This is a genomic window from Gloeothece verrucosa PCC 7822 (genome assembly GCF_000147335.1).
GTDB lineage: Bacteria > Cyanobacteriota > Cyanobacteriia > Cyanobacteriales > Microcystaceae > Gloeothece > Gloeothece verrucosa.
In genome coordinates this window covers 4851697-4873094 of sequence record NC_014501.1, presented here as the reverse complement: position 1 = coordinate 4873094, position 21398 = coordinate 4851697, and the positions used below count along the sequence as shown (strand labels likewise).

The following is a 21398-nucleotide window of genomic DNA, read 5'->3' as shown; positions in this document are numbered from 1 at the left end:
AGAAGAGTTAGCTAAGTAGTTATATTCTCCTGAGTAGCGTGATTTAAAGTCATGAAAGTTTCATTGAATAAGCTAAAAATTAAAAGCCACAGTTAATCTTAAAACGGCAAATAGCTAAAAGCTCAAAACAATTAAATCAAAAAACTTATCCTAAATCCCTAACCCACTAAATTGCCGATATTTTCTAACAGTCGGGAACTCGTTCCCGACCCCAGTGTGATCTAAATTTTCTAAAGCATCACAGATAATTTTTAAGCAATACACAAAACAGATAAATAGTAACAAACAGTCAAAAAGAGGAAATAATGCTACAGTTAGGTATTGATTTCGGAACTTGTTATTCTAGTGCGGCTGTAATGGTTGATAGGACTCTTAAATCTGTAAAAGAACCTTCACAACACAGCTATTCTTTTCCCTCAAGTATATTTGTAGAAAAACAAGGAGAAATTTTAGTAGGTCAGGCAGCAGAGCGGAAACGTAATTCGGAGCCTGAGTGCTATAAATCCAAATTTAAAAGGGATTTAGGCAGCAATTGCCCTTATTTTTTAGGAAATCATAGATTTTTGCCTGAAGAATTAGTAACCGCAGTGATTCGTAAGCTAAAAAGCGAAGCGGATAAAATGATGGAAGGACAGGGAAAAAGCCGCTTTACTGATGCAATTATAACGGTTCCTGCCACTTACAAAAGTAATAAACGTCAGTTGATGGAACAAGTAGGAAAATTGGCCGGATTTAACCAGGTACAGCTTCTTGAGGAACCGGTGGCGGCAGCGATTCATTTTACACAACAGTATCAACTACAAGAAGGAGAAATTTTTTTGGTATATGACTTAGGAGCCGGAACATTTGATGCTACCTTACTACAAAAAAAAGCTGGCACTTATCAAGTTCTGGCGGCTCCCGTAGGATTATCGGATTGTGGAGGAATAGACTTTGACAGAAAAATTTATAAAGATATATTAGCTAAATGTAGTGATCAATTAAAAGAGCGCTTAGACTCTCATAATAGAACTAAAGAAGCTTTATTGGCACGTGCTATTGTTGGAGATTATTGTCGAGATTTAAAACACCTTTTAAGCGAAACAAAAGAGGGAGAAATCATCATGCCCCTCACCTTGGAGTCCTATAGTTTGACTCGTTCAGATTTTAATAGAATGATTGCGCCACTCGTAGAAGAAACAATAGAATCTTGTGACCTATTGGTAAAAAAGGCTGGAATTAATTGGCAGCAAGTTAATAAAATTTTGTTAGTGGGAGGAAGTTGTCGTATTCCTTATATTAAGGAAGCAATTACCCAAAAATTAGGGCGACCTATATTGATGATAGATGAGCCAGAATTAGCTGTTAGTTTGGGAGCGGCTATTTATGGGGAAGAACAGCAAGAAAGGAGAAAATATTTTGTGGTTTCTGCCCAAGGTGGTTGGGCTAAATATTCTACTATCGGACAAGCGCTCGAAGAAGCTAAACCCGGTCAACGCATTAAAATTGAGCCTGGAATTTATCGAGAAGGTCTTGTATTGAATAAGTCAGTAGAGCTTGTTGGGGAGGGAAAACTAGAAGATATTGTAATTGAAAGTGCTGACTCCGATTGTATTTTGATGGCAACTGATAGCGCTGTAGTTCGGGGTTTGACTTTGCGCGGTCGTGCGGGAATAAACGAATATAAATATTTTGGCGTAGATGTGGCTGAAGGACATTTGATTTTAGAAAATTGTAATATTACTTCTGATTCTTTGGCCTGTGTTGGCATTCATAATTTAAGCGCTAACGCCACTCTTCGTAACTGCCGAATTCATCAGGGAAAATCCGCCGGAATTTTTATCTATGATCATGGGGAAGCCAAAGTATTAAATTGTAATATTTTTGGCAATAAGTTGTCAGGAATAGAAATTAGATCTGATGGTGGTTTAGAAGTTTCTAATTGTCGAGTATATGAAAACGGATCTAAAGGAATTTGCCTTCTTAACGAAGGAAAAAATAAAATAGAAAAGACGGTAATTTATTCTAATATAAAAGAAGGAATTTATATCTCAGGTAGTAAAGATGTTTATGTTGCTTCCTGTCAAATTTACGACGGAAAAGATGATGGTATTTGTCTTTTAAGCAACAGTGAAGCACAGATTGAAGGCTGTAAAATATTTAATAATGAGGGGATTAATATTAATGTTCTTACCCAGAGTAAGGTAAACGTTAATGATTGTCAAATTTATGACAGTAAATCCTTTGGTCTTGCTTTTGTGGAAAATAGTCAAGGATTTATTTATAATTGTAATATTTATGGTCATGAAAAATCAGGAGTAGTAAGTGCAGATAGCAGTTATACCGTCCTGGAAAAATGTCAAATACATAAGTGTCAAACCTATGGAATATATTTCTACGAGTCTGGTCAGGGTAAAGTCGAAGACTGTAACATTTATGAAAATAAAGAGTCAGAAATAGCCATTGAAGAAAACAGCAATCCTACTCTTTTAAACTGCAAAATTTATGATGGACAAAATTACGGAATTTATATCTTTGACAAGGGAAAAGGAACTATTAAAAATTGCAATATTTATGGTCATGCTAATTCAGGAGTATTAATTAGAGATAACAGTCAACCAGTTCTGCAAAACTGTCAAATACATAAGTGTCAAAACTATGGAATAGTTTTCTATAATTTAGGTCAGGGCAAAGTCGAAGACTGTAACATTTATGAAAATAAAGAGTCAGAAATAGCCATTAAAGAACACAGCAATCCGACTATTTTTAACTGCAAAATTCATGATAGCAAAAGTCATGGTATTTTTATTTGTGACAATGGCAAGGGAACTCTAAAAAATTGTAATATTTATGGTCATGCCCAGTCAGGAGTATTTATTAGAGATAATAGTGAACCCGTTCTGGAAAACTGTCAAATACATAACTGTCAAGAAGCTGGAATATATTTCTGCGAGTCAGGTCAGGGTCAAGTAGAAAACTGTGAAATTTATAAAAATAAAGAGTTGGAAATATTGATTGAAGAAAACAGCAATCCGACTATTTTAAACTGCAAAATTTATGATGGCAAATTTGGCATTGGTGTCTGGGATAAGGGAAAGGGAACTCTAAAAAATTGTAATATTTATGGTCATGCTATTGCAGGAGTATTAATTAGAGATAACAGTAAGCCAGTTCTGCAAAACTGTCAAATACATAAGTGTCAGGGACATGGAATATATTTCTGCGAATCTGGTCAGGGTAAAGTCGAATACTGTAACATTTATGAAAATAAAGAGTCAGAAATAGCCATTGAAGAAAACAGCAATCCGACTATTTTAAACTGCAAAATTTATGAGGGACAAAAGTTCGGAATTTATATCTTTGACAAGGGCAAGGGAACTATTAAAAATTGTAATATTTATGGTCATGCCCAGTCAGGAGTAATAATTAGAGATAACAGTGAACCAGTCCTGGAAAACTGTCAAATACATAAGTGTCAAATCTATGGAATATATTTCTGCGAATCTGGTCAGGGACAAGTCAAAAACTGTAACATTTATGAAAATAAGACAGGAGGAGTAAAACTTGAAAAAAGTAAGGCAACCATTTTAGACTGCAAAATTCATTCAAATAACCATCAGGCTGTAGAGATAAAAGCCAATAGTAAAGCAACAATTAGAGCCTGTGACCTGACCAAAAATAAAGGAGGATCATGGGACATAGATGACAGTTCTAAAGTTGAACGTAGTGATAATCAAGAAGAGGGTTATTGGAAAGCTTTTTGGAATAATTAGTGAACCTTTAAATTTATCTACAAGATAACTTTTATTAAGAGGAATAAACTATGACATTTAGGGACTTTTCCGACGATCTACCCGATCTCGATTCAAGTTTAGACGAGGGTTTTTACTCAGAACCAGAATCTACACTATTCGATCTTGACAACGATGGCACATTCGAAACCACCGCTCAAGGTTTTGATACCAATGGCGACGGAATAGCCGATCACTGGAGCTTACAAACCGACCTAGATGGCGATGGTATTGCCGACGAAACTAACATCATTGAAGGATTAGATAGCGACGGTGATGGAATCCCCGATACTTGGGAGATGTCAATAAATCTTGATAACGAAGAGATGGTTAATCAAAGCGCTTATTTTCAAGATACAGACGGGGATAGTTATCCCCATTTTCTAGAAACCAGTGATTTTAGTAATACCATTGGCGATCCTGCCGCAGACATGGAACACTGGCATCAACAAACCTATCAAGACACCTGTGCCATCGCCTCACAAGAATTCATCCTCGATGAACTAACCGGACAGGACTTTTCTGAAGACGAACTGCGTCAGGAAGCCATAGACAACGGATGGTATCTTCCTGGCGGCGGAACCCCCCTAGACAGTATGGGAAATTTGCTAGAAGCTCACGGTATAGACGTTGCCAAACAATACAATTGTACTTTTAAAGACTTAAATGACAAACTCGCTCAAGGAGAAAAAGTCATAGTAGCAGTAGATGCAGAAGAAATCTGGTATCCGGATCGGATTGATACAGACGACCTAATCGCCAACGCTTTGGGAATGCCAGGACAGGGAACTAACCACGCCATACAAGTTATAGGCATTGACAACAGTAACCCAGATCATCCGATGGTCATACTTAATGATCCAGGTTCTCCCAATGGACAAGGAATGGCAGTTCCTGCGGAGCAATTTATCAATGCTTGGGAAGATAGCGGTAATTACATGGTTTCTACCACAGGCCACACGGCTGTTGCAACAGTAGATGCTCATACTGCCGTAGGAGAGCAAATGGTGGGAAATTATGCAGATGCCAGTTATTACAAAGGAAAAGCAGACTCACAGCAAGAAATGGCTAAATGGTACGCAGAACATGGGGATTTTTTTGAAGCTTCTTGGAGACAAAAAGCGGCAGATGAATACCGCCAAAAAGCTGAAGAAGCCGCCAAGCATCCATGACCGATTTTACCTATAAAAATATCGACAAAGTTTCATTATGAATACTCAACTTATTAATAAGGCTTCTAGACATTCTGAGCCAATAACCTGCAAAACTGAACAAATTCTCAAAGATATTCGTAAAACACCAATTTTCTGCCAACTTATCCCCCAAGAAGCAGGAATTGGTTATCCGATACCCCTACGCAAAGAAGGTAAAGTTTACATTATTCTGCCTTTTTTTGGCATTGCACAAGCGCCAGAAAAAGAAACTAAAATCTTTCCTCCCTTTGCCACCATTACCTTAAATTGGTTTAATCAAGTGCCTGTGGAATATGTTAATTTGCGTTTTCGCAACCCGGCTCCGGAATTGAATTGGGAAGAAGAAGTCGGCACATTTCCTCATCCTGCCATACAACCGCTAACCATCGAACAATACAAAGAACATCGGCGAGAATTATTCGCTATGTATGATGAAATGTTTGACAATCTCGCTCAAGGGACTTCTTTTTCTCCTGACTGGTGTGAGCTATTTAGTCAACAATTACGGTTGTTAATTGAACCTTCTCTAGTGCCATATTACCGCGCTTTAGGTCAGAAATTTTTTGATAAATTTAACATTTAAGGAGTTTACAATGAATAACTATCAACAACGAAAACAGCAAATTTTGAAACTATTTGATCAAGCCAGTGCTGTAGCTAATCTTCACCGATATTCACAGACTCAGAAAAGCTTAGACGAAGCTAAACAGCATCTAAAAGAAGGCAAATTATTTGTAGTAGTATGTGGAGAATTTAAACAAGGAAAATCCAGCCTAATCAATGCTTTTTTAAACGAGAAAGATTTATTTCCCGTTGACACTGATATTACAACTAATCTTGTCTCAACCATTACTTATGGCAAAGAAGAAAAAATAAGTATTATTTTAGGTGAACAAGGAAACGAAACCGTCAAGCAAATTTCACGAAATGAAATTCCCGACTACGTTACCGAACAGCGAAATATCAGAAACGCTAAAAAAGCCAAAATGCTAGTCATTGAGTCTCCTAATCCTCAGCTTAAAGAAGGTTTAGTCTTAGTAGATACGCCAGGGGTAGGAAGTCTGAATACTGAACATACTGCTATTACTTACGCTTTCATTCCTAATGCGGATGCCATTCTTTTTGTAACAGATATTCTCAAGCCTTTAACTACAGAAGAACTTCAATTTCTCAAAGAAAGAATTTTTCCTCATTGCCAAAATATAATTTTTGTAGTAACGAAAATTGATGCGGTTAATAATTTTCAAGAAATCGTTGAAAATAATTTGGAAAAATTAACTAAAGTCTTGGATTGTTCCCGAGAACAAATTAGTATTATCCCTATTTCTAGCCGAGCAAAATTAGATTATCTCAAATTTAAAGAAAAAGAAGATTTAGAACTGAGTAACTTCTCTGAACTAGAAAATAAAATCTGGCAATTCATTAGTGAACAAAGGGGACAAGGCCTTCTCTTACGCGCTTTAAATGAATTAGAACAGTCAGTTAACGAAATGAAAGCGCCTATTGAAGTCGCAGTGGAAGCTCATCAAAATCGAACAAAAGAAGAATTAGATGAACTAGAACAACAAATGAAAGATACTCAAGAGCAACTTCAAGATTTACTTGATAGCAAGGCAGAATGGCGTAATATCCTTACAGATAGTCTTGAAGATATTAAACAAGAATTGCTAGTAAAATTTCAACAGAACTTTTCTCAAATACGTTCCCAAACCACTAAATATCTAGATGATCCTAGGCTAATGAAAAATCCCAAACAAATCGCTAGTTTAGTAGAAACAGATATTGATGTTTTAATGTCCGCTCTCAGTAAAGATTTAAATCAACAAGCTGCTGATTTATATGGTCAAATTGAAACACTATCAGGACTAAAATTAAGGAATTTTGAAGTAGAATTATTTGATCAACAAAAAGCACATCTTTCTCAGGAAACAGTAGAGGTTCAACAAAGCAGTTTACTAGACAAATCAATGAGCGCTACACGCGGCGCTTTATTTAATAGTACAGCCGGTTCGATTATTGGAGGTATTTTAGGAGGAGTTGTCGGTGGAATTGCTGGTTTATTTGTAGGAGGAGTTGGCGCATTTCCCGGCGCGGTAGCAGGGGCACAAATTGGCGCTGGTTTAGGGACGATTGGCGGTGCTGCCACAGGAGTTAAAGATGGTATATCCCAAGTTCAAGAAAAAGATCAAAATCGGCTTAAACGAGAAGTATCAAGAATAATCACTCCTTTTATTGAGGATAGTCAACGAATTTGTCACCAGACTTTGAACAAAGCCGTAAAAGGCTTAGAGCGCTCTATGCGCGACGAATTTACTAATCAGATTAAACGGCAAAAAGAAGGATGGGAAAGAACTTTACGCTCACTACAAGTATCCCGCAAACTCTCTCAAAGCAAAGCCATTCAACAAGCAAAAGAGTTACAAATTCCCTTGCAGCAACTCAAGCAACTTCAAACCACTATAGAACAACTTACTCAGGCCATTGTAGAGCAACCTATTTCTATTCCTTCAATACAAGCACCTTCTCAACCTAAAGTAAAAACTCCTGAAAAACCATCTAAAGAACCAGCAAAAGTCAGCACTTCCGCCAATTATGATTCAGGAGATTGGGCAGATGAATGAAATAACTTCCCTAGAAAATGAAGTTGAGCTATTATTAACCAGGGCGATTAATTCCACTGCTAATTATCCCGCCCTAGAAAATTTTCATCACCTCCTAAAACAGTGCCAAGACCGCTTAAAGCAACCGATGAGAATTGCAATTGTTGGGGTAATTAAAGCGGGTAAATCTACCTTAATGAATGCCTTATTAGGGGATAAAGTAGTTGCCACTGGTTCCGTTGAAGCAACTTTTAATATAAACTGGCTTCGCTATGGTAATCAACCTTCTTTAAAAGTTCACTTCAAAGACCAATATCAGCGCCCTCCAGAGACAAAATCTATTGAGGAATTAACAGCCCTCACCTTAAGAGCCAAGGAAAACTCTCAATATTTTTTAAGCATTAAATATATTGAGGTATTTTATCCCCAAGAAATGCTGAAAATTTTTAACATTATCGACACCCCGGGGCTGAAATCTTTTTATGAGGAAGACTCAAAAAATACTCAAGAATTCCTGCAATTGTGTGGAGATGAATTAACTCAAGTCACTCAAGAACAAGCCGCTCAGGCTGATGCGGTGTTATATCTATTCAGTCAGGCAATTGGTTTGCAAGATGCTCAAACAGTAGAAGCATTTCAAGGGCCTTTAGTCAATAACGCTACTCCGATCAACGCCATCGGTGCCCTGACTAAAGTTGATATGTACGCCAGTGATCCTAATATTACAGATCCGATGGCAGAGGGAGAGAAAAATTCTCAACGGTTGATGCAAAACACTCAGGTAAATCGGCTATTTTATACAATTTATCCGATTTGTGGACTATTGGCCGAAGGAGCGCAAACCCTAACCGCAAAACACTGGGATATTCTCCTCAAATTAAAGCAACAGCTTCCTGAGAAAAAATTTAGAAGCATCAGCCGCTATTATGGAAAATTCACAGGTGACTATAATTCTGAAGAAGTACCTATCTCTAAAAAAGATCGCGAAGAAATCATCAACCAACTAGGTTTATATGGAATCTCTTTAGCTTATGATTTAATTAGCTCAGGAGTGAATACTCTAGAACAACTTCAGGAAGAATTAATGAAAAAAACCGGCATTCCTGAATTGCGTCATCTAATTTTATCTCACTTCGGTCATCGCGCTTTTTTGATTAAATTGGGTACAGTTTTAGGACAAATTACTACAGCCTACTTTCAAGAAAGACAGCGCTTAAAAGGAACACAGCTACAAATTTTGGAGGAAATCGCCGGACAATTTGATACCTTACAAGCACAAGAACAGGCTTTTCAAGAATTAAATGTTCTTCGCAGTTATTACGAGAAAAAACTCGATTTTGATGAACAGGAGGAAAAACAACTTTTACAAATAACAGGAGAAAATGGCAACTCTTGTGGGGAAAGATTAGGAATGGAACAAGGAGAACAAGCAACCGTAACTGAAATGCTCCTTGTAGCTGAAGAAAGAATGCGCTATTGGACACAAAGAGCTAATGATTATATGGCAGGTGATCGCGCTACCCTTGCTGCGGCTAAAGTTCTCGCTCGTTCCTATGAACGCATTCTCTACCGAGTTCAAAAAGCCAAAGACAATCTATATATTTAGTCCCCTCAAATGTTACACCCAAAAAAAGGCGTAACATCTTAACCTATTTTTTGGAGATTTGATTATGATTCCCTTTTCTTTGTTCAAAGAAAAAAAACAAGCTGAAGAACTGGCTTTACAAGTAGAAGCGCTTGTCAGAAATTTAAGCGGGTTACCCCCGGCTCAATCTGACGACAAAAACATTATTGATGTTTTAGAATCTGTCGGGTTACTTTTAAAACGTTTTCAAGAAAATCCTGAACTTCTTAAGCAAAAAAAAACGCCTACGCCTGAACCTGAACCTGTTCAAACACCCCCCATAGAAGACCCACCTACTCAACAAGAATCACCACCTGTGATAGAAATTGTTCGGGAAGTTGAAGCCCAACCTTCCCAAACGGTTTACGCTTTAATTAGACTCAGAGATTGGGTTTTAGGCTCAAAAAGTGAAGATCAACAAGAAAAGTTAAATCCGAAAGTTTTAGAAATTATCTATAACGAATTGGCCCAAATTCTGGAAAATGAAGGAGTAATTTGTTTAGAAGAGGTAGGAAAATTTAATTACGAGCATCAACAAGCAGTCTCGACTGAAACAACAAATGACCCAGAAAAAAAAGATTTAATTTGCGATACCGTTAGACCCGGATATCTGTTTCAGGACAAGTTGATCCGTCCTCAAGAAGTAATTGTCTATACTTTTACCAATTCATAAACTCTAAACCAATAGTCAGCAGGCATAATTAAAAGAAAGGTGGGCAGCACAAAAAAATTAAAAATATTATCTAGAGGTAACGTAAGATACTACCCACCCGACAATCAAGACTATTGAACAAACCTTCATAAATAATCATGTTAGAAACCCTATTCACCCCCAACCCAGAAGCCGAAAAACCCACCCCGATACGTCCTCGCAAAGGCGTTATCATCGGTGCTGGACAAGTGGGGATGGCCTGCGCTTATTCAATGCTGATTCAAGACTGCTTTGATGAATTAATCTTACAAGATGTGGCCAAAGATCGCGTAGAAGGCGAAGTGATGGACTTAATGCACGGAATGCCTTTTCTAGCACCCACCGATATCAAAGCCGGCAGCGTAGCCGACGTAGGACAAGATGCTGATATAGTTATCATAACCGCCGGAGCCGCTCAAAAACCCGGCGAAACCCGCTTACACCTAGTGGAACGAAACGTCGCTATCTTTGAAAACATCCTCAAAGACGTGGTGAAATACTGCCCCAACGCTATATTACTGGTAGTCACTAATCCGGTTGATATTTTGACCTATATCACCTTAAAAATAACCGGTTTTCCCAGTTCTAGAGTGATCGGAAGCGGAACCGTACTAGATACAGCGCGTTTTCGTTCCTTACTCGGTCAAAAAATGGACATAGACGCAAGAAGCGTTCACGCTTATATCATTGGCGAACATGGAGATAGTGAAGTGCCGGTTTGGAGTACCGCCAATATAGCCGGTTTAAAACTCATTCCCGATAACTGGGAAAATTTATCTAAAAATGAACAGGAAGAACTCGAAGCCATCTATCATCAAGTCAAAAACGCGGCTTATGACATCATAAAACTCAAAGGATATACCTCATACGCCATCGGACTAGCCACCACCGACATCGTTAAAGCTATTTTACGCTCACAAGAAAGAATTTTAACCGTTAGTAGCCTGTTAACCAATAATTATGGAATAAAAGATGTCTGTTTGAGTATCCCCACCGTCGTCAATGACCGAGGAATCCTCAAAACCGTCAACATCTCCCTCAATGAAACCGAAAAACAAAAACTGCAAAACTCCGCTAAACTATTGCGAGAAGTATTTGACAGTCTAAACCTGTAAAAATGCTGAAGTCTGAACTTTTCTCTACCATTTGTGAATTAGATTTCATAAAGCACGACTTGAATGTCAGGATATAAATGCTATGGTTTATCAGGCACTCTGGCAACGTTACTTAGATTGGTTATATTATCACCCAGGCTTAGGTTTTTATGTGGATGTCAGTAGAGTCCGCTTCGATGACCCATTTTTAGAAACCATCAAACCTAAGTTTGAGAAAGCTTTTAAGGATACCGAGGAGTTGGAAAAGGGGGCGATCGCAAATCCTGATGAAGGTCGGATGGTAGGCCATTACTGGTTACGCGCCCCGGAACTCGCCCCTAATGATGACGTTAGAAAAGAGATTACCGAACCCTTAAAAGCTATTGAAGCTTTTGCCGCTAAAGTCCTCGATGGGACCATTAAACCCCCTACAGCCGATAAATTTACCGATGTGATCTCCATTGGAATTGGAGGATCTGCATTAGGTCCGCAATTTGTCTCGGAAGCCTTAGCGGGTGATTTTCCGCCAATGGCGATTCATTTTATTGATAACACTGATCCAGCCGGGATCGATAGTCTTTTAACCCGTCTCAAAGATCGCCTCAAGAGTACCCTGGTGATCGTGACTTCTAAATCCGGTGGCACTCCTGAAACCCGTAACGGGATGTTAGAAGTCAGACACGCCTATGAACAAAGCGGCTTAGATTTTCCTAAATATGCCGTTGCTGTCACCATGCCCGGCAGTAAAATGGACCAAGTGGCCCATGATTGGTTAGCGCGTTTTGCGATGCAAGACTGGGTAGGCGGACGTACTTCCGAATTATCTCCTGTTGGGTTGCTGCCGGCGGCGTTACAAGGGATTGATATTCAGGCCATGTTAGCCGGGGCCAAAGAAATGGACGTGGCCACCCGGGTCCAGGATATCAAAACCAATCCCTCGGCTTTACTCGCCCTCAGTTGGTATTATGTGGGCAATGGGAAAGGGGAAAAAGATATGGTGGTCCTTCCCTATAAAGACAGTTTGTCCCTGTTGAGTCGCTATCTACAGCAGCTAGTGATGGAATCTTTGGGGAAAGAAAAAGACCTCGATGGAAATATCGTTCATCAAGGAATTGCGGTTTACGGAAATAAGGGTTCTACTGACCAACACGCCTACGTTCAACAGTTACGCGACGGGGTGCCCAACTTCTTTGTCACCTTTATTGAGGTATTAGAAGACCGTCAAGGGCCCTCCATTGATTTAGAACCTGGGGTCACTTCTGGTGATTATTTATCCGGTTTTATTCAAGGCACTCGACAAGCTTTGTATGAGAATAATCGGGATTCGATTACCATTACTATACCCCAAGTTAATCCTCGCACCGTTGGGGCGTTAATTGCCCTTTATGAACGGGCGGTTACTTATTATGGGTTCTTGGTTAATATCAATGCTTATCACCAACCTGGGGTAGAAGCCGGTAAAAAAGCGGCGGCTTCTATTTTGGAGTTACAGCAAGGGGTGGTGAATGTGTTGAAGGATGCAGGGACAGGGTTAGATTTAACGACTCTCGCCGAAAAAGCCGGTCATCCCGAAAGCGTGGAAGCGGTTTATAAAATTGTTCGTCATCTGGCGGCTAATAACCGAGGAGTTGTCTTGACGGGGGATTTCGGTAAACCGGCAAGTTTAAAAGTGTCTCTTGGTTAAATTAAGATGAGGCTTACACCCTCAAAAGTGCAGCTACACGGGCGACTCAAGCTGCGCCATGCGATGGCGCAGTCGCGCCCTCATGAACAAAGCCCGCCTGCGCGGGCTAAATATTCAACTAATAATCTTGAAGCCATTTAATTGCCTGTACTTGATCTTTGAAAACTCTCAGCCGGTAACCGTTATTATGTGCCACTACCGGTAAAAAATCATAGGAATTATCTTCTAGAGAAGCTAAAATAGCAACAGTAAACCTTCTTTTCGGATTAATTCTTGTCAGTTCTTTATTAACAAAAAAATATTGAGAACTGAGTGAACCTTGATAAGAACTGCTTCGAACATCAATTAAAAATTTAGTCACTTTATACTGGTGAGCCAGCAGAACAATTTTTTCAGCCAATTTTACTGATTCTTGATAACCAAAAGATTTATCTATTCGTATCCCGATACAAGATTGATCATTGCCTAAACTCAATTGCTCACTCATGAAGCTGTCAAAACAAGAATAAAAAGTATTTTTAAACATTGTTTAAACTAATTATTAACTCCAATAATTAACTTAAACCTCAGTCAATAAAACAGGATTAAATCTTTATATTAAAACTTTACCAACTGAGGAATTTATATTGATTGTCCGATCTTTATTTACTTTTAAGAACGGCAATTAATGCAGGATATTCAGACTTTAAAAAAAATTTTTTGAACCTATTGATTAGGGATTGTAAACCCAAAAAACTAGCAAAGCCCACAAGGCCTGGCACTGAACTAGGTTCTGTCGGTTGAGGAATACTAATATTTTGAACCGGATGATTTACTTTTGCCGCATTTTCCTGGAAAATCGAGGAATAAATCCCTGAATTCCCTCCCCAAAACGCCACTCTACTAAAATTAATAAATGATTGATTGCATCTCGATGCCGCTAGATCATTATTTATCCCCAAAAATTCATTAGAGCCTAAACACAAATCTAACCTATCATTTTTGTCAAAGTCTGAAGGAATAACTGATGTTGTTTTCTCACTCAAGCTATTGCCGAAAATTTTGCCGCTACTGTCAGTAGAAATTGGTAAATTAGCCGCTAAAGTTCCATTTATAAGAACAATTTCAATTTGATTCGACTCATTAAAAGTTAAAGCATAAGCCGCCTGCTCTCCGATAGCCAGACTGGCGAAAATACTCAAAATTGTTAATTTAACAAAAATATTTTTCATGGCCTTCATTCCCTTTCTTGCAAGTCGCTAATCTGTTGTTTATTGATAAGGCTGGTCGATTTTTTGGGCTTGTTATTGCCGTGTTTCAGTCCATTGATGTTGAGCCTCGTACTCCTGCAAAGCGATTTCGTATTTGGACAAGCGAGAGGTGATCGCTCTCAATAATTCTTCTCGGGTAAAAGGCTTAGTCAGATAATCATCGGCTCCCAATTCCATGCCATATCTGATATCAGCTTTGTCAGCCATTGCCGTTAAAAAAATGAAAGGAATTGATGCCCTCATGGGGATTTGGCGTAATCCTTCCAGCACTTCGTAGCCATCGATTTCAGGCATCATCACGTCACAAATAATCAGATCAGGAAGATTATCTTCTGCCCATAACAAGGCTAGGATGCCATTATCGGTACTAAAGACCTGAAAACCTTCAGCTTCGAGCAACTCTACTAAGTTTTCTCTAACAGATAGTTCATCTTCAATCACAAGAATTTTTTTCATGGTTTTTTACCTATTGATTTAATAAGGGTGCAGTTGCAGTTGTGCTTGGGTGGAGAGAGACTAATTTATCTTTGTCAGATAACCGACAACCACTATAAGGAAGCTTGACGGTAAAGGTTGTACCCTCTCCCAGGCGGCTTTCTACTTCTATTTGCCCGCCGTGTAAATCCACAGCTTTTTTAACAATGCTCAATCCTAGTCCCGTCCCGGATATAGAACCGACATTACTCGCTCTAAAGAAAGAATTAAATAATTCTGGTTGTTCATTAGCCGGAATGCCGATCCCTTGGTCTTGAATGCGAAAAATGACCTTTTGAGATTCACATATTAAGTCAAACTGAACCAGACTGCTTTCAGGAGAATACTTAATGGCATTGGTGAGCAAATTAGTGAGGATATGTCGCAGAAGTTGTTGGTCTAGGCAACCGTTTGGGCATTGATTATGAGCGCAAAAGACAATGGTATGAGTGCTAGTGGTCAGTTGCACTTCCTCCACTAATTGGCGACAAAATTGTGCTAAAGAGATTGGTGTTGGCATAAACTCTATTTTGCCCGCTTCGGCTTTACCGAGTACCAGTACATCATTCAACAATCCGGTCATGTGTTTGACTGCCGTTTGAATGCGCTGAAGATGAGTCATTTTTTTCTTTTCATCCAATTTGTGAGCGTAATGTTCTATTAATTCGGCAGAAGATAAAATGATGGCTAATGGCGTGCGAAACTCATGGGAAGTCATGGTAACAAAGCGAGTTTTAAGTTCATTGAGTTGTTTTTCTTTTTCTAAAGCATGGCGAATATCTTGTTCTACTCGCTTGCGTTCGGTGATGTCACGCACAATCGCCATCACTTCATTTTCAGAGGTAATAGCAATGCGAACCTCGTAATCTTTTTCACCATGATGGCTGTTGAGTTGATACTCAAGAATTTGTAATTCTTCAGTTAAAAAAGCTTCTTTAATACAGTTCATCATCGATTGACCGATTTCAGAAGGCAAAACTTCCCCGAGATTTTTTTCTAAAAATTCCTCACTCAACAAAGGCACTTCAACACATTTGCCGGCTTTGAAGTTGACCACAGTCCCCTCTTTGGTGATACGAAACATCCAATCTGGAATCGCATTGAGAAGGGCCCGATTGGTTGCCATACTCTGTTTCAGGGCATTTTCGGCTCGCGCTCGCTCGGCAATTTCATCTTTTAAGGAAATATTGATCGACGCTAACTCGGCAGTCCGTTGTTGTACTCTGTGTTCTAGTTCTTCGTAAGACTGTTTGAGTAAGGCTTCTACCCGTTTGCGTTCGGTAATATCAGTCAGGTAAGTTCTAATTAGTTCTCCCACGATAATATAATGAATGGATTGTTCAAAAATTTGCTCGCCAACAGTTACTTCTCGGACAAAATGGGTTTGCTGCTCATTTTCTACCATCGAAACAATGCCAGCGAGAACCGGGTGTCGAAGTCCTTGTTGTCGAAGGTTAGGAAACTGGGACACAGCAGCCGGGTTGAGATAAGTAATGTTTCCTAATAAATCAATTTCGATAATCGGATTAGCAATTAGTTCCGGAAAAGAGGCTAATCTTTCTAATGAGGTTTCGCAAGAATAGCTTTTAGTGTCATCTGATGAAATCAGGGTGGTAAAAGGACTATTTAAATTGGATAAGAAACCGGAAACCTCTTCATCTTCACAAGAGTTTAAATACTCTATGTCTGCTCGATTGACAGTGGCATAATATCTGGCCCTAACATCCTTACTAAAGTAAATCTCATCTCCATGTTGAAGGTCATGAGAAAAGCAGGAACAACCATTAACGCTGATGCCATTTTTACTACGTTTTCCCTGTAAATCTCCATCGATAAGGCGGAAGCTATGATGAGTGGTTTCAGGCTGAGTTAGCCGCAATAAAATTGCGTGATAACGCGAAATTTCTGGAGAGTCGAGGACGATAGAATTAGTGGTAGCACGACCAATAGAACAGGTTGCCGACTCTAGCACTATAGTGCGTTTTCCACGTAGGTCTTCAATTATTAGGAGATGCTCAATGTTTTGATTTTGGTTCATAATTTATCTATTTTTTAGACTTTGAAGCAAAAATTTGTAAAATTTTCACAATTAATCTACACATGACACAGATTACTCTAGATACTCTCTTAAAGGAATTTATTCCCTTAAAAAAATATTCAAGTTCATCACTTAATGATGCTGTGCCGCTTCTTGGCTTTAAGCAACCAGAGTGACAAGGGTTTCGCTGATTTTAAGCTTTGTGTGCCGAATGGATACAACAAACGTGATGCTTAGTGTCCTTAATTTTAACTTTTTTTAAAAAATGCTTATTTTTTAGAGATAGCAAAATATTTCTCCTGATTGAACTTTTTTTTAGGAACTATTATTTGCTTACTTACTTACTTCAAAGACTAGCTTATTTAACTTCTTGAGTCTGATAAGGAGATAGACACTCATCAACAGAGAAAAATGAGGCAATGACTATGTTCGTCACTTCGCTATCTTTTGCGTGACAACCGTCATGAATTCAGGAAATTTAGCTTGTTTAATACAATGAGCTTGATTGCTCTCCTGAACCTTCACTCTTGATGAGTGAGTTGTCAACAATTTTTCTCATGCTCGTTTAAAATTTATCTTAATTATTATTATTGATTGTTTTGCCCAGAAAACCTACAGAAATTTCACGGAAAAATCTTGAAGCTTTTTTCAATATAGATGAGTTTATTGTTCGGTTTTAATACAAAATTTAACAACAATATACACTATATATAGGATGTTATAAAATATGAAGCTATTTTCAACTTGCTTTGATACAAGATATATTTTAGTCAAAGAAGTCCCCAAAAGAACGTAAATAAATATTATTTTATTAAGAAATGTAAATGAACTAAAATGATCAGTTTTAGAGCGGAAAAAGGTTAAGTTAAGGCGGAACGAGCCTATAGGATCAAATTTAAAAACTCAAATATCCGCCTAACCTATCTAAGTTTAGGAGTTTTTTAAATTAAGGCATCTGAAGCATTACCAACTCTTTTTCGGGTAAATAACTCTTAAACTGCCCCTGATCTGCCAACACGGCCACTAAATGCAAATGACAATCCGGTTCTAACCTTAAATCTGCCCAAGGAACTGCCACTTCTAAACATTCATTAAAGGCGGCTATGGCTTGAGTATTTCTCGGTTTCCAAAAACTTTTTTCATCTGCTTCTTGTAACCAAACCGACTCAGTCATTAAATTAATGCCTAAATGATGATGAAAATAATAATTTAAAGGCGCTTGATCCGGTAAATCTGCTAAATTAGCACGACTATTATGACGTTCTGCACCCGGATAATACCAAAGCAAATGCAACTCTAGCGGAATATCTTTACCCGGCACCACTCCCGGTTGAAAATCCAAACGCAGATAAAAATTTAAATGATCCCAACCATACAATAATCGTTGCACCACCTCTCGCCGGTGCATAGTACCACTCCCGCCGCCAAATTCTATCCGTCCGGCTTTATCCCAGTCTTGCTCATCTCCAAACCCATCAATAACGGGATGAATAAAGCTTTCAGGACGATGTTGACGCTTTCTGTGATGCTCTTCTAACGGTTGACGCAAAATCGGCGGAATCGGTTCATTTAGGGCGCTGTACAAGCCGGCCAGATGAGAGCGAAACAATTGATCAAACAATTCATCCTGATTAGAAGAATGTCCCTCACCAAACCACCAAAACCAATCTGAACCTTCTGCGGCATATAACGCCTCCCAAGCTTCGGGATTATTTTCCTCGGTTGCTTCGGGATGTTTCGCTAAAATCTCTCTAGCATCTGCTAATAAGTCCCAAGCGCGATTTTTAACCGGATCTCCGATCCAAGTGGTAAAACTCCCATCTACCCAAGAACCACTATGTAACCTTTCTGCGGGAAGGGTTTCTGTAGGAGGAAACTGATCTAAAAATTCTGAAACCGTCACTAATTGAATTTCTGGATGGTCGCTCAATTTTTGATAAAGCGCTTCTAAGAAAGGAATACCATCTCGCTCATAACTTTCCCAGCAATTTTCCCCATCTAAAGCAATGGTGACTAACCAAGGTTGCTCTAAACTCACGCCTTCTTGTTGTTGGTTGACCAAACAACGGTTAATGGCCTCTAAATGTCCCACTAAATCCGTTGCCGCCGCTTTTGAATCCATGCCACTATAGGTAAAACCGATTAAATCAGAAAGACGGTGGTCGCGAAAAACAATGGCTAAATCTCCTTGTGAGGTTTGGAGGCGGTAGGGACGATAGAGTGCTTTAGGGTCTTCGACATTGCCGGTTTCATCCCGATGAAAATAAGTGTTCAGGGTATGACCCAGTACCGCCTCATCCGAACAAATCCATTGAAAACCGGTTTTACTAATGTGGGGTAAAATAGCCGGACTAACCGACTGTTCAGAAGGCCATAACCCTCTCGGTTCTCGTCCAAAGCGATCGATATAAATATCCCACGCTTTGCGTAAATGTCGAGGAATATCCTCTTCCCACTGAAAACGCCGCTCAGGTAATCTCATATTAGGCACTGCCACTAAACCCTCATGGGTATCGGCTAGTAGGGGTAAAATGGGATGAGTATAAGGCGTGGTGGTCACTTCTAATTGTCCGCTTTCCTGCATCTTGCGGTGTTGGGGAAGAATGCGGCTAATGATTTGTTTTTGTTTGGTAAATAGACGCTGGCGATCACTTAAGGTAAAATCTTTGCCTTGTTTGAGCCAAGTTTCAATGTCCGGATCATCCCAAAACAGAGGATCGATCCAGGCTAAATTATGCCAAGTGAGTAAATCACTGTAATCTTGATGGGTCCAGTTTTCTAGACACCATAAGCGCCCTTCGTCTTGGCGTTGGCTATATAATTGAGCATAGCGAGGATGAGGATCAATGAGCCGATGGTGATTCGCATCAAAGAAATGTTCAATGATAAACTTTTTGTGTTTTTCTGTGAGTTGAGCTTCTGGCGTTAGGGTTAATGCAATGTAGGGATCTAACGCAGTACCGGCGGCATAGTCTTCGAGTTGTAAGATTAAAGAGGGAACTAGGTTAACCGTTTGATGAAGTTTTGGATAACGCTCCAAAATCAAAACTAAATCTAAGTAATCTTTAGTCCCATGAAGGCGCACCCAAGGGAGACGATATTGTCCTGAAGCATCGGTCACAGCTTCGGGGGATTTATAAAGGGGTTGGTGTTGATGCCAAATAAAAGCGACGTATAGAGGATAGGACATAGATAACTCAGTCAGCGTTCTTTGAGCAATTACTTTACAATTGTTAGCACAAAATCCCCTATTGAGTGAGTTAGTGACGATATATTTTTTTAGGGTCAATGGTGAGTCAGGCCTGTTTTAACTCTCGCCTTCCCCTATCACTGAGGGAGTTGTTGGGGAAAGTTGATGATAATTACCTTTCAAGACAGCAAACTGAGTTTTGAGAGTATGGACGTTAACTCGAAGCTCCTTTAAAGTTTTTTTTAACTTTCTTGATTGGGTAATGAGGGCATTACTATTAGAAATTATCGAAGGTTTTGTTTGATGAGTTAACTGGCCGTTAGATTCTAATATATCTAATGTGACCGGAAAGCCATAAAGAACACTAATTAGTTCCGCTAAACACTCAGCCGCAGGTTTTTCAGTGGCCAAAATTGCCTTGGCTAATTGTTTTACCTCAGCCAAGCTTGTATTCTGAAATCTAACTGCCTCAGCTAAGGCCTGATTGGTATACATTAATTCTTGGTAGAGTGCTTGTAACTCCTCATAGGCATCTCTGAGTTGTTGCTGGAGTTTTTCTAACTCCTGATTTTTTCTATCCTCGACACTACGCCAATAATCTATTTGTTCGCGTAATAACTCTAATTCATCAAAGATAGCCCATAAGTTTTGGTCATCAACAATTGTTGGTTTTTTTGGTTGGATAACTTGTTTTTTAATCCTGCTGTATCGGTTGGAAAAATTTTCACCGTTTAATTTATCCACTGATCAACTTCTAGTTTTTGAGTTATGTGGCAACAAAATAGAGAAAAAGTCTCTATCGTATTATATGATACTATATTTATTTGCCAGAGGCTGTTATCGAGAAAAACCCCTTCTATCAAAAAGGTGGGCAATGCCCACCCTAGATGACTTTAGGTATAACTTGATTACTTGTTCGGTTGAGGAGTGGTCCGTAAATAAGGCTTAACTTCGGTCACTCCTTTGGGGAATTTTTGCTTGGCTTCTTCGGTGGGAATAGAAGGAACAACCACACAATCATCTCCATCTTTCCAGTTAGCCGGCGTGGCTACTTGATAATTATCCGTCAATTGTAAAGAATCGATCACTCGAAGAATTTCATCAAAGTTACGCCCGGTACTCGCTGGATAAGTAATGGTTAGACGAAGTTTTTTGTTAGGGTCAATAATAAATACACTGCGGACAGTTAAATTATTGAGAGAATTCGGATGAATCATCCCATAGAGATCCGATACCTTACGGTCTGGGTCAGCAATAATAGGATAATTAACCGTTGTCTTCTGAGTTTCGTTAATGTCGTTGATCCAGCCTCGGTGAGACTCAGCATTATCCACACTTAAGGCGATCACTTTAACATTACGCTTATCAAACTCAGGTTTTAGACTTGCGACGGTGCCTAACTCAGTGGTGCAAACAGGAGTGTAGTCAGCCGGATGGGAAAACAGCACTACCCAGCTATCTCCTGCCCATTGGTGAAATGAAATACTGCCCTCGCTAGAGTCCTGAGTAAAGTCAGGTACAATATCGCCTAGTTGAAGAGCCATAATTCTGTATTTCCTGTAACAATTTAAAGAATTAATCTCTATTATGGGCACAAAACCCGTGCTTTCCTATAGAATTTTATGTCTTTGTAACAATTGGTAACATTTGTCGGCCCTTGATCCATGCTCCCCTCAACAAATTTTCTAAACTCCTGTATGATACGGAATACAGCAGATTAATCAAAGATCATCTGAGTCAGGAAATGCCCACAGGCAAGCTGAAAAAGTTTCCTTGGCGGCTTACCCTAC

Annotated in this window: 15 protein-coding genes; 8 read left to right on the top strand and 7 right to left on the bottom strand. The window is 39.2% G+C overall.

What is annotated here, in order from left to right; genetic code table 11:
- The first annotated feature begins 305 nt into the window (after positions 1 to 305).
- From CYAN7822_RS21685 to CYAN7822_RS21650, 8 genes are all read left to right on the top strand, one after another.
- Complete coding sequence (locus tag CYAN7822_RS21685) at positions 306 to 3752, top strand: right-handed parallel beta-helix repeat-containing protein (RefSeq protein ID WP_013324396.1); 3447 nt, start codon at positions 306 to 308, stop codon at positions 3750 to 3752.
- A gap of 50 nt (positions 3753 to 3802) precedes the next feature.
- Positions 3803 to 4942, top strand: a complete 1140-nt coding sequence (locus tag CYAN7822_RS21680; RefSeq protein ID WP_013324395.1) for a C39 family peptidase — start codon at positions 3803 to 3805, stop codon at positions 4940 to 4942.
- Between the two features lie 37 nt (positions 4943 to 4979).
- A complete protein-coding gene (locus CYAN7822_RS21675; RefSeq protein WP_013324394.1) occupies positions 4980 to 5546 on the top strand; it encodes a hypothetical protein in 567 nt (188 codons plus the stop codon).
- A gap of 10 nt (positions 5547 to 5556) precedes the next feature.
- Positions 5557 to 7584 carry a dynamin family protein gene (locus CYAN7822_RS21670; protein WP_013324393.1) on the top strand — a complete coding sequence of 676 codons (2028 nt, stop codon included), beginning with the start codon at positions 5557 to 5559 and terminating at the stop codon, positions 7582 to 7584.
- The gene (locus tag CYAN7822_RS21665) at positions 7577 to 9169 is read left to right on the top strand and encodes a dynamin family protein (protein WP_013324392.1); all 1593 of its coding nucleotides are present in this window, start codon (positions 7577 to 7579) and stop codon (positions 9167 to 9169) included. Before CYAN7822_RS21670 ends, CYAN7822_RS21665 begins: the two co-directional genes overlap by 8 nt.
- 64 nt (positions 9170 to 9233) lie before the next feature.
- The gene (locus tag CYAN7822_RS21660; RefSeq protein WP_013324391.1) at positions 9234 to 9860 is read left to right on the top strand and encodes a nucleotide exchange factor GrpE; all 627 of its coding nucleotides are present in this window, start codon (positions 9234 to 9236) and stop codon (positions 9858 to 9860) included.
- Between the two features lie 137 nt (positions 9861 to 9997).
- Positions 9998 to 10993, top strand: a complete 996-nt coding sequence (locus tag CYAN7822_RS21655) for an L-lactate dehydrogenase (protein ID WP_013324390.1) — start codon at positions 9998 to 10000, stop codon at positions 10991 to 10993.
- Between the two features lie 82 nt (positions 10994 to 11075).
- Positions 11076 to 12656, top strand: a complete 1581-nt coding sequence (locus CYAN7822_RS21650) for a glucose-6-phosphate isomerase (RefSeq protein ID WP_013324389.1) — start codon at positions 11076 to 11078, stop codon at positions 12654 to 12656.
- Between the two features lie 118 nt (positions 12657 to 12774).
- Here CYAN7822_RS21650 and CYAN7822_RS21645 read toward each other — a convergent pair whose 3' ends face one another.
- The 7 genes from CYAN7822_RS21645 to CYAN7822_RS21620 form a co-directional block, all read right to left on the bottom strand.
- Positions 12775 to 13182: a hypothetical protein gene (locus CYAN7822_RS21645; protein WP_041933340.1), complete on the bottom strand. Its 408-nt coding sequence runs from the start codon at positions 13180 to 13182 to the stop codon at positions 12775 to 12777.
- Between the two features lie 115 nt (positions 13183 to 13297).
- Positions 13298 to 13867 carry a hypothetical protein gene (locus CYAN7822_RS34775; protein WP_013324387.1) on the bottom strand — a complete coding sequence of 190 codons (570 nt, stop codon included), beginning with the start codon at positions 13865 to 13867 and terminating at the stop codon, positions 13298 to 13300.
- Between the two features lie 72 nt (positions 13868 to 13939).
- Positions 13940 to 14362: a response regulator transcription factor gene (locus CYAN7822_RS21640; protein ID WP_013324386.1), complete on the bottom strand. Its 423-nt coding sequence runs from the start codon at positions 14360 to 14362 to the stop codon at positions 13940 to 13942.
- A gap of 10 nt (positions 14363 to 14372) precedes the next feature.
- Positions 14373 to 16418, bottom strand: a complete 2046-nt coding sequence (locus CYAN7822_RS21635) for an ATP-binding protein (RefSeq protein ID WP_013324385.1) — start codon at positions 16416 to 16418, stop codon at positions 14373 to 14375.
- A 946-nt stretch (positions 16419 to 17364) separates the two neighbouring features.
- Positions 17365 to 19608, bottom strand: a complete 2244-nt coding sequence (locus CYAN7822_RS21630) for a glycoside hydrolase (protein ID WP_013324384.1) — start codon at positions 19606 to 19608, stop codon at positions 17365 to 17367.
- A gap of 117 nt (positions 19609 to 19725) precedes the next feature.
- Entirely contained in the window at positions 19726 to 20352 is a 627-nt protein-coding gene (locus CYAN7822_RS21625) for a hypothetical protein (RefSeq protein ID WP_013324383.1), read from the bottom strand.
- 164 nt (positions 20353 to 20516) lie between these two features.
- Positions 20517 to 21152 carry a peroxiredoxin gene (locus CYAN7822_RS21620; protein ID WP_013324382.1) on the bottom strand — a complete coding sequence of 212 codons (636 nt, stop codon included), beginning with the start codon at positions 21150 to 21152 and terminating at the stop codon, positions 20517 to 20519.
- Positions 21153 to 21398 lie beyond the last annotated feature (246 nt).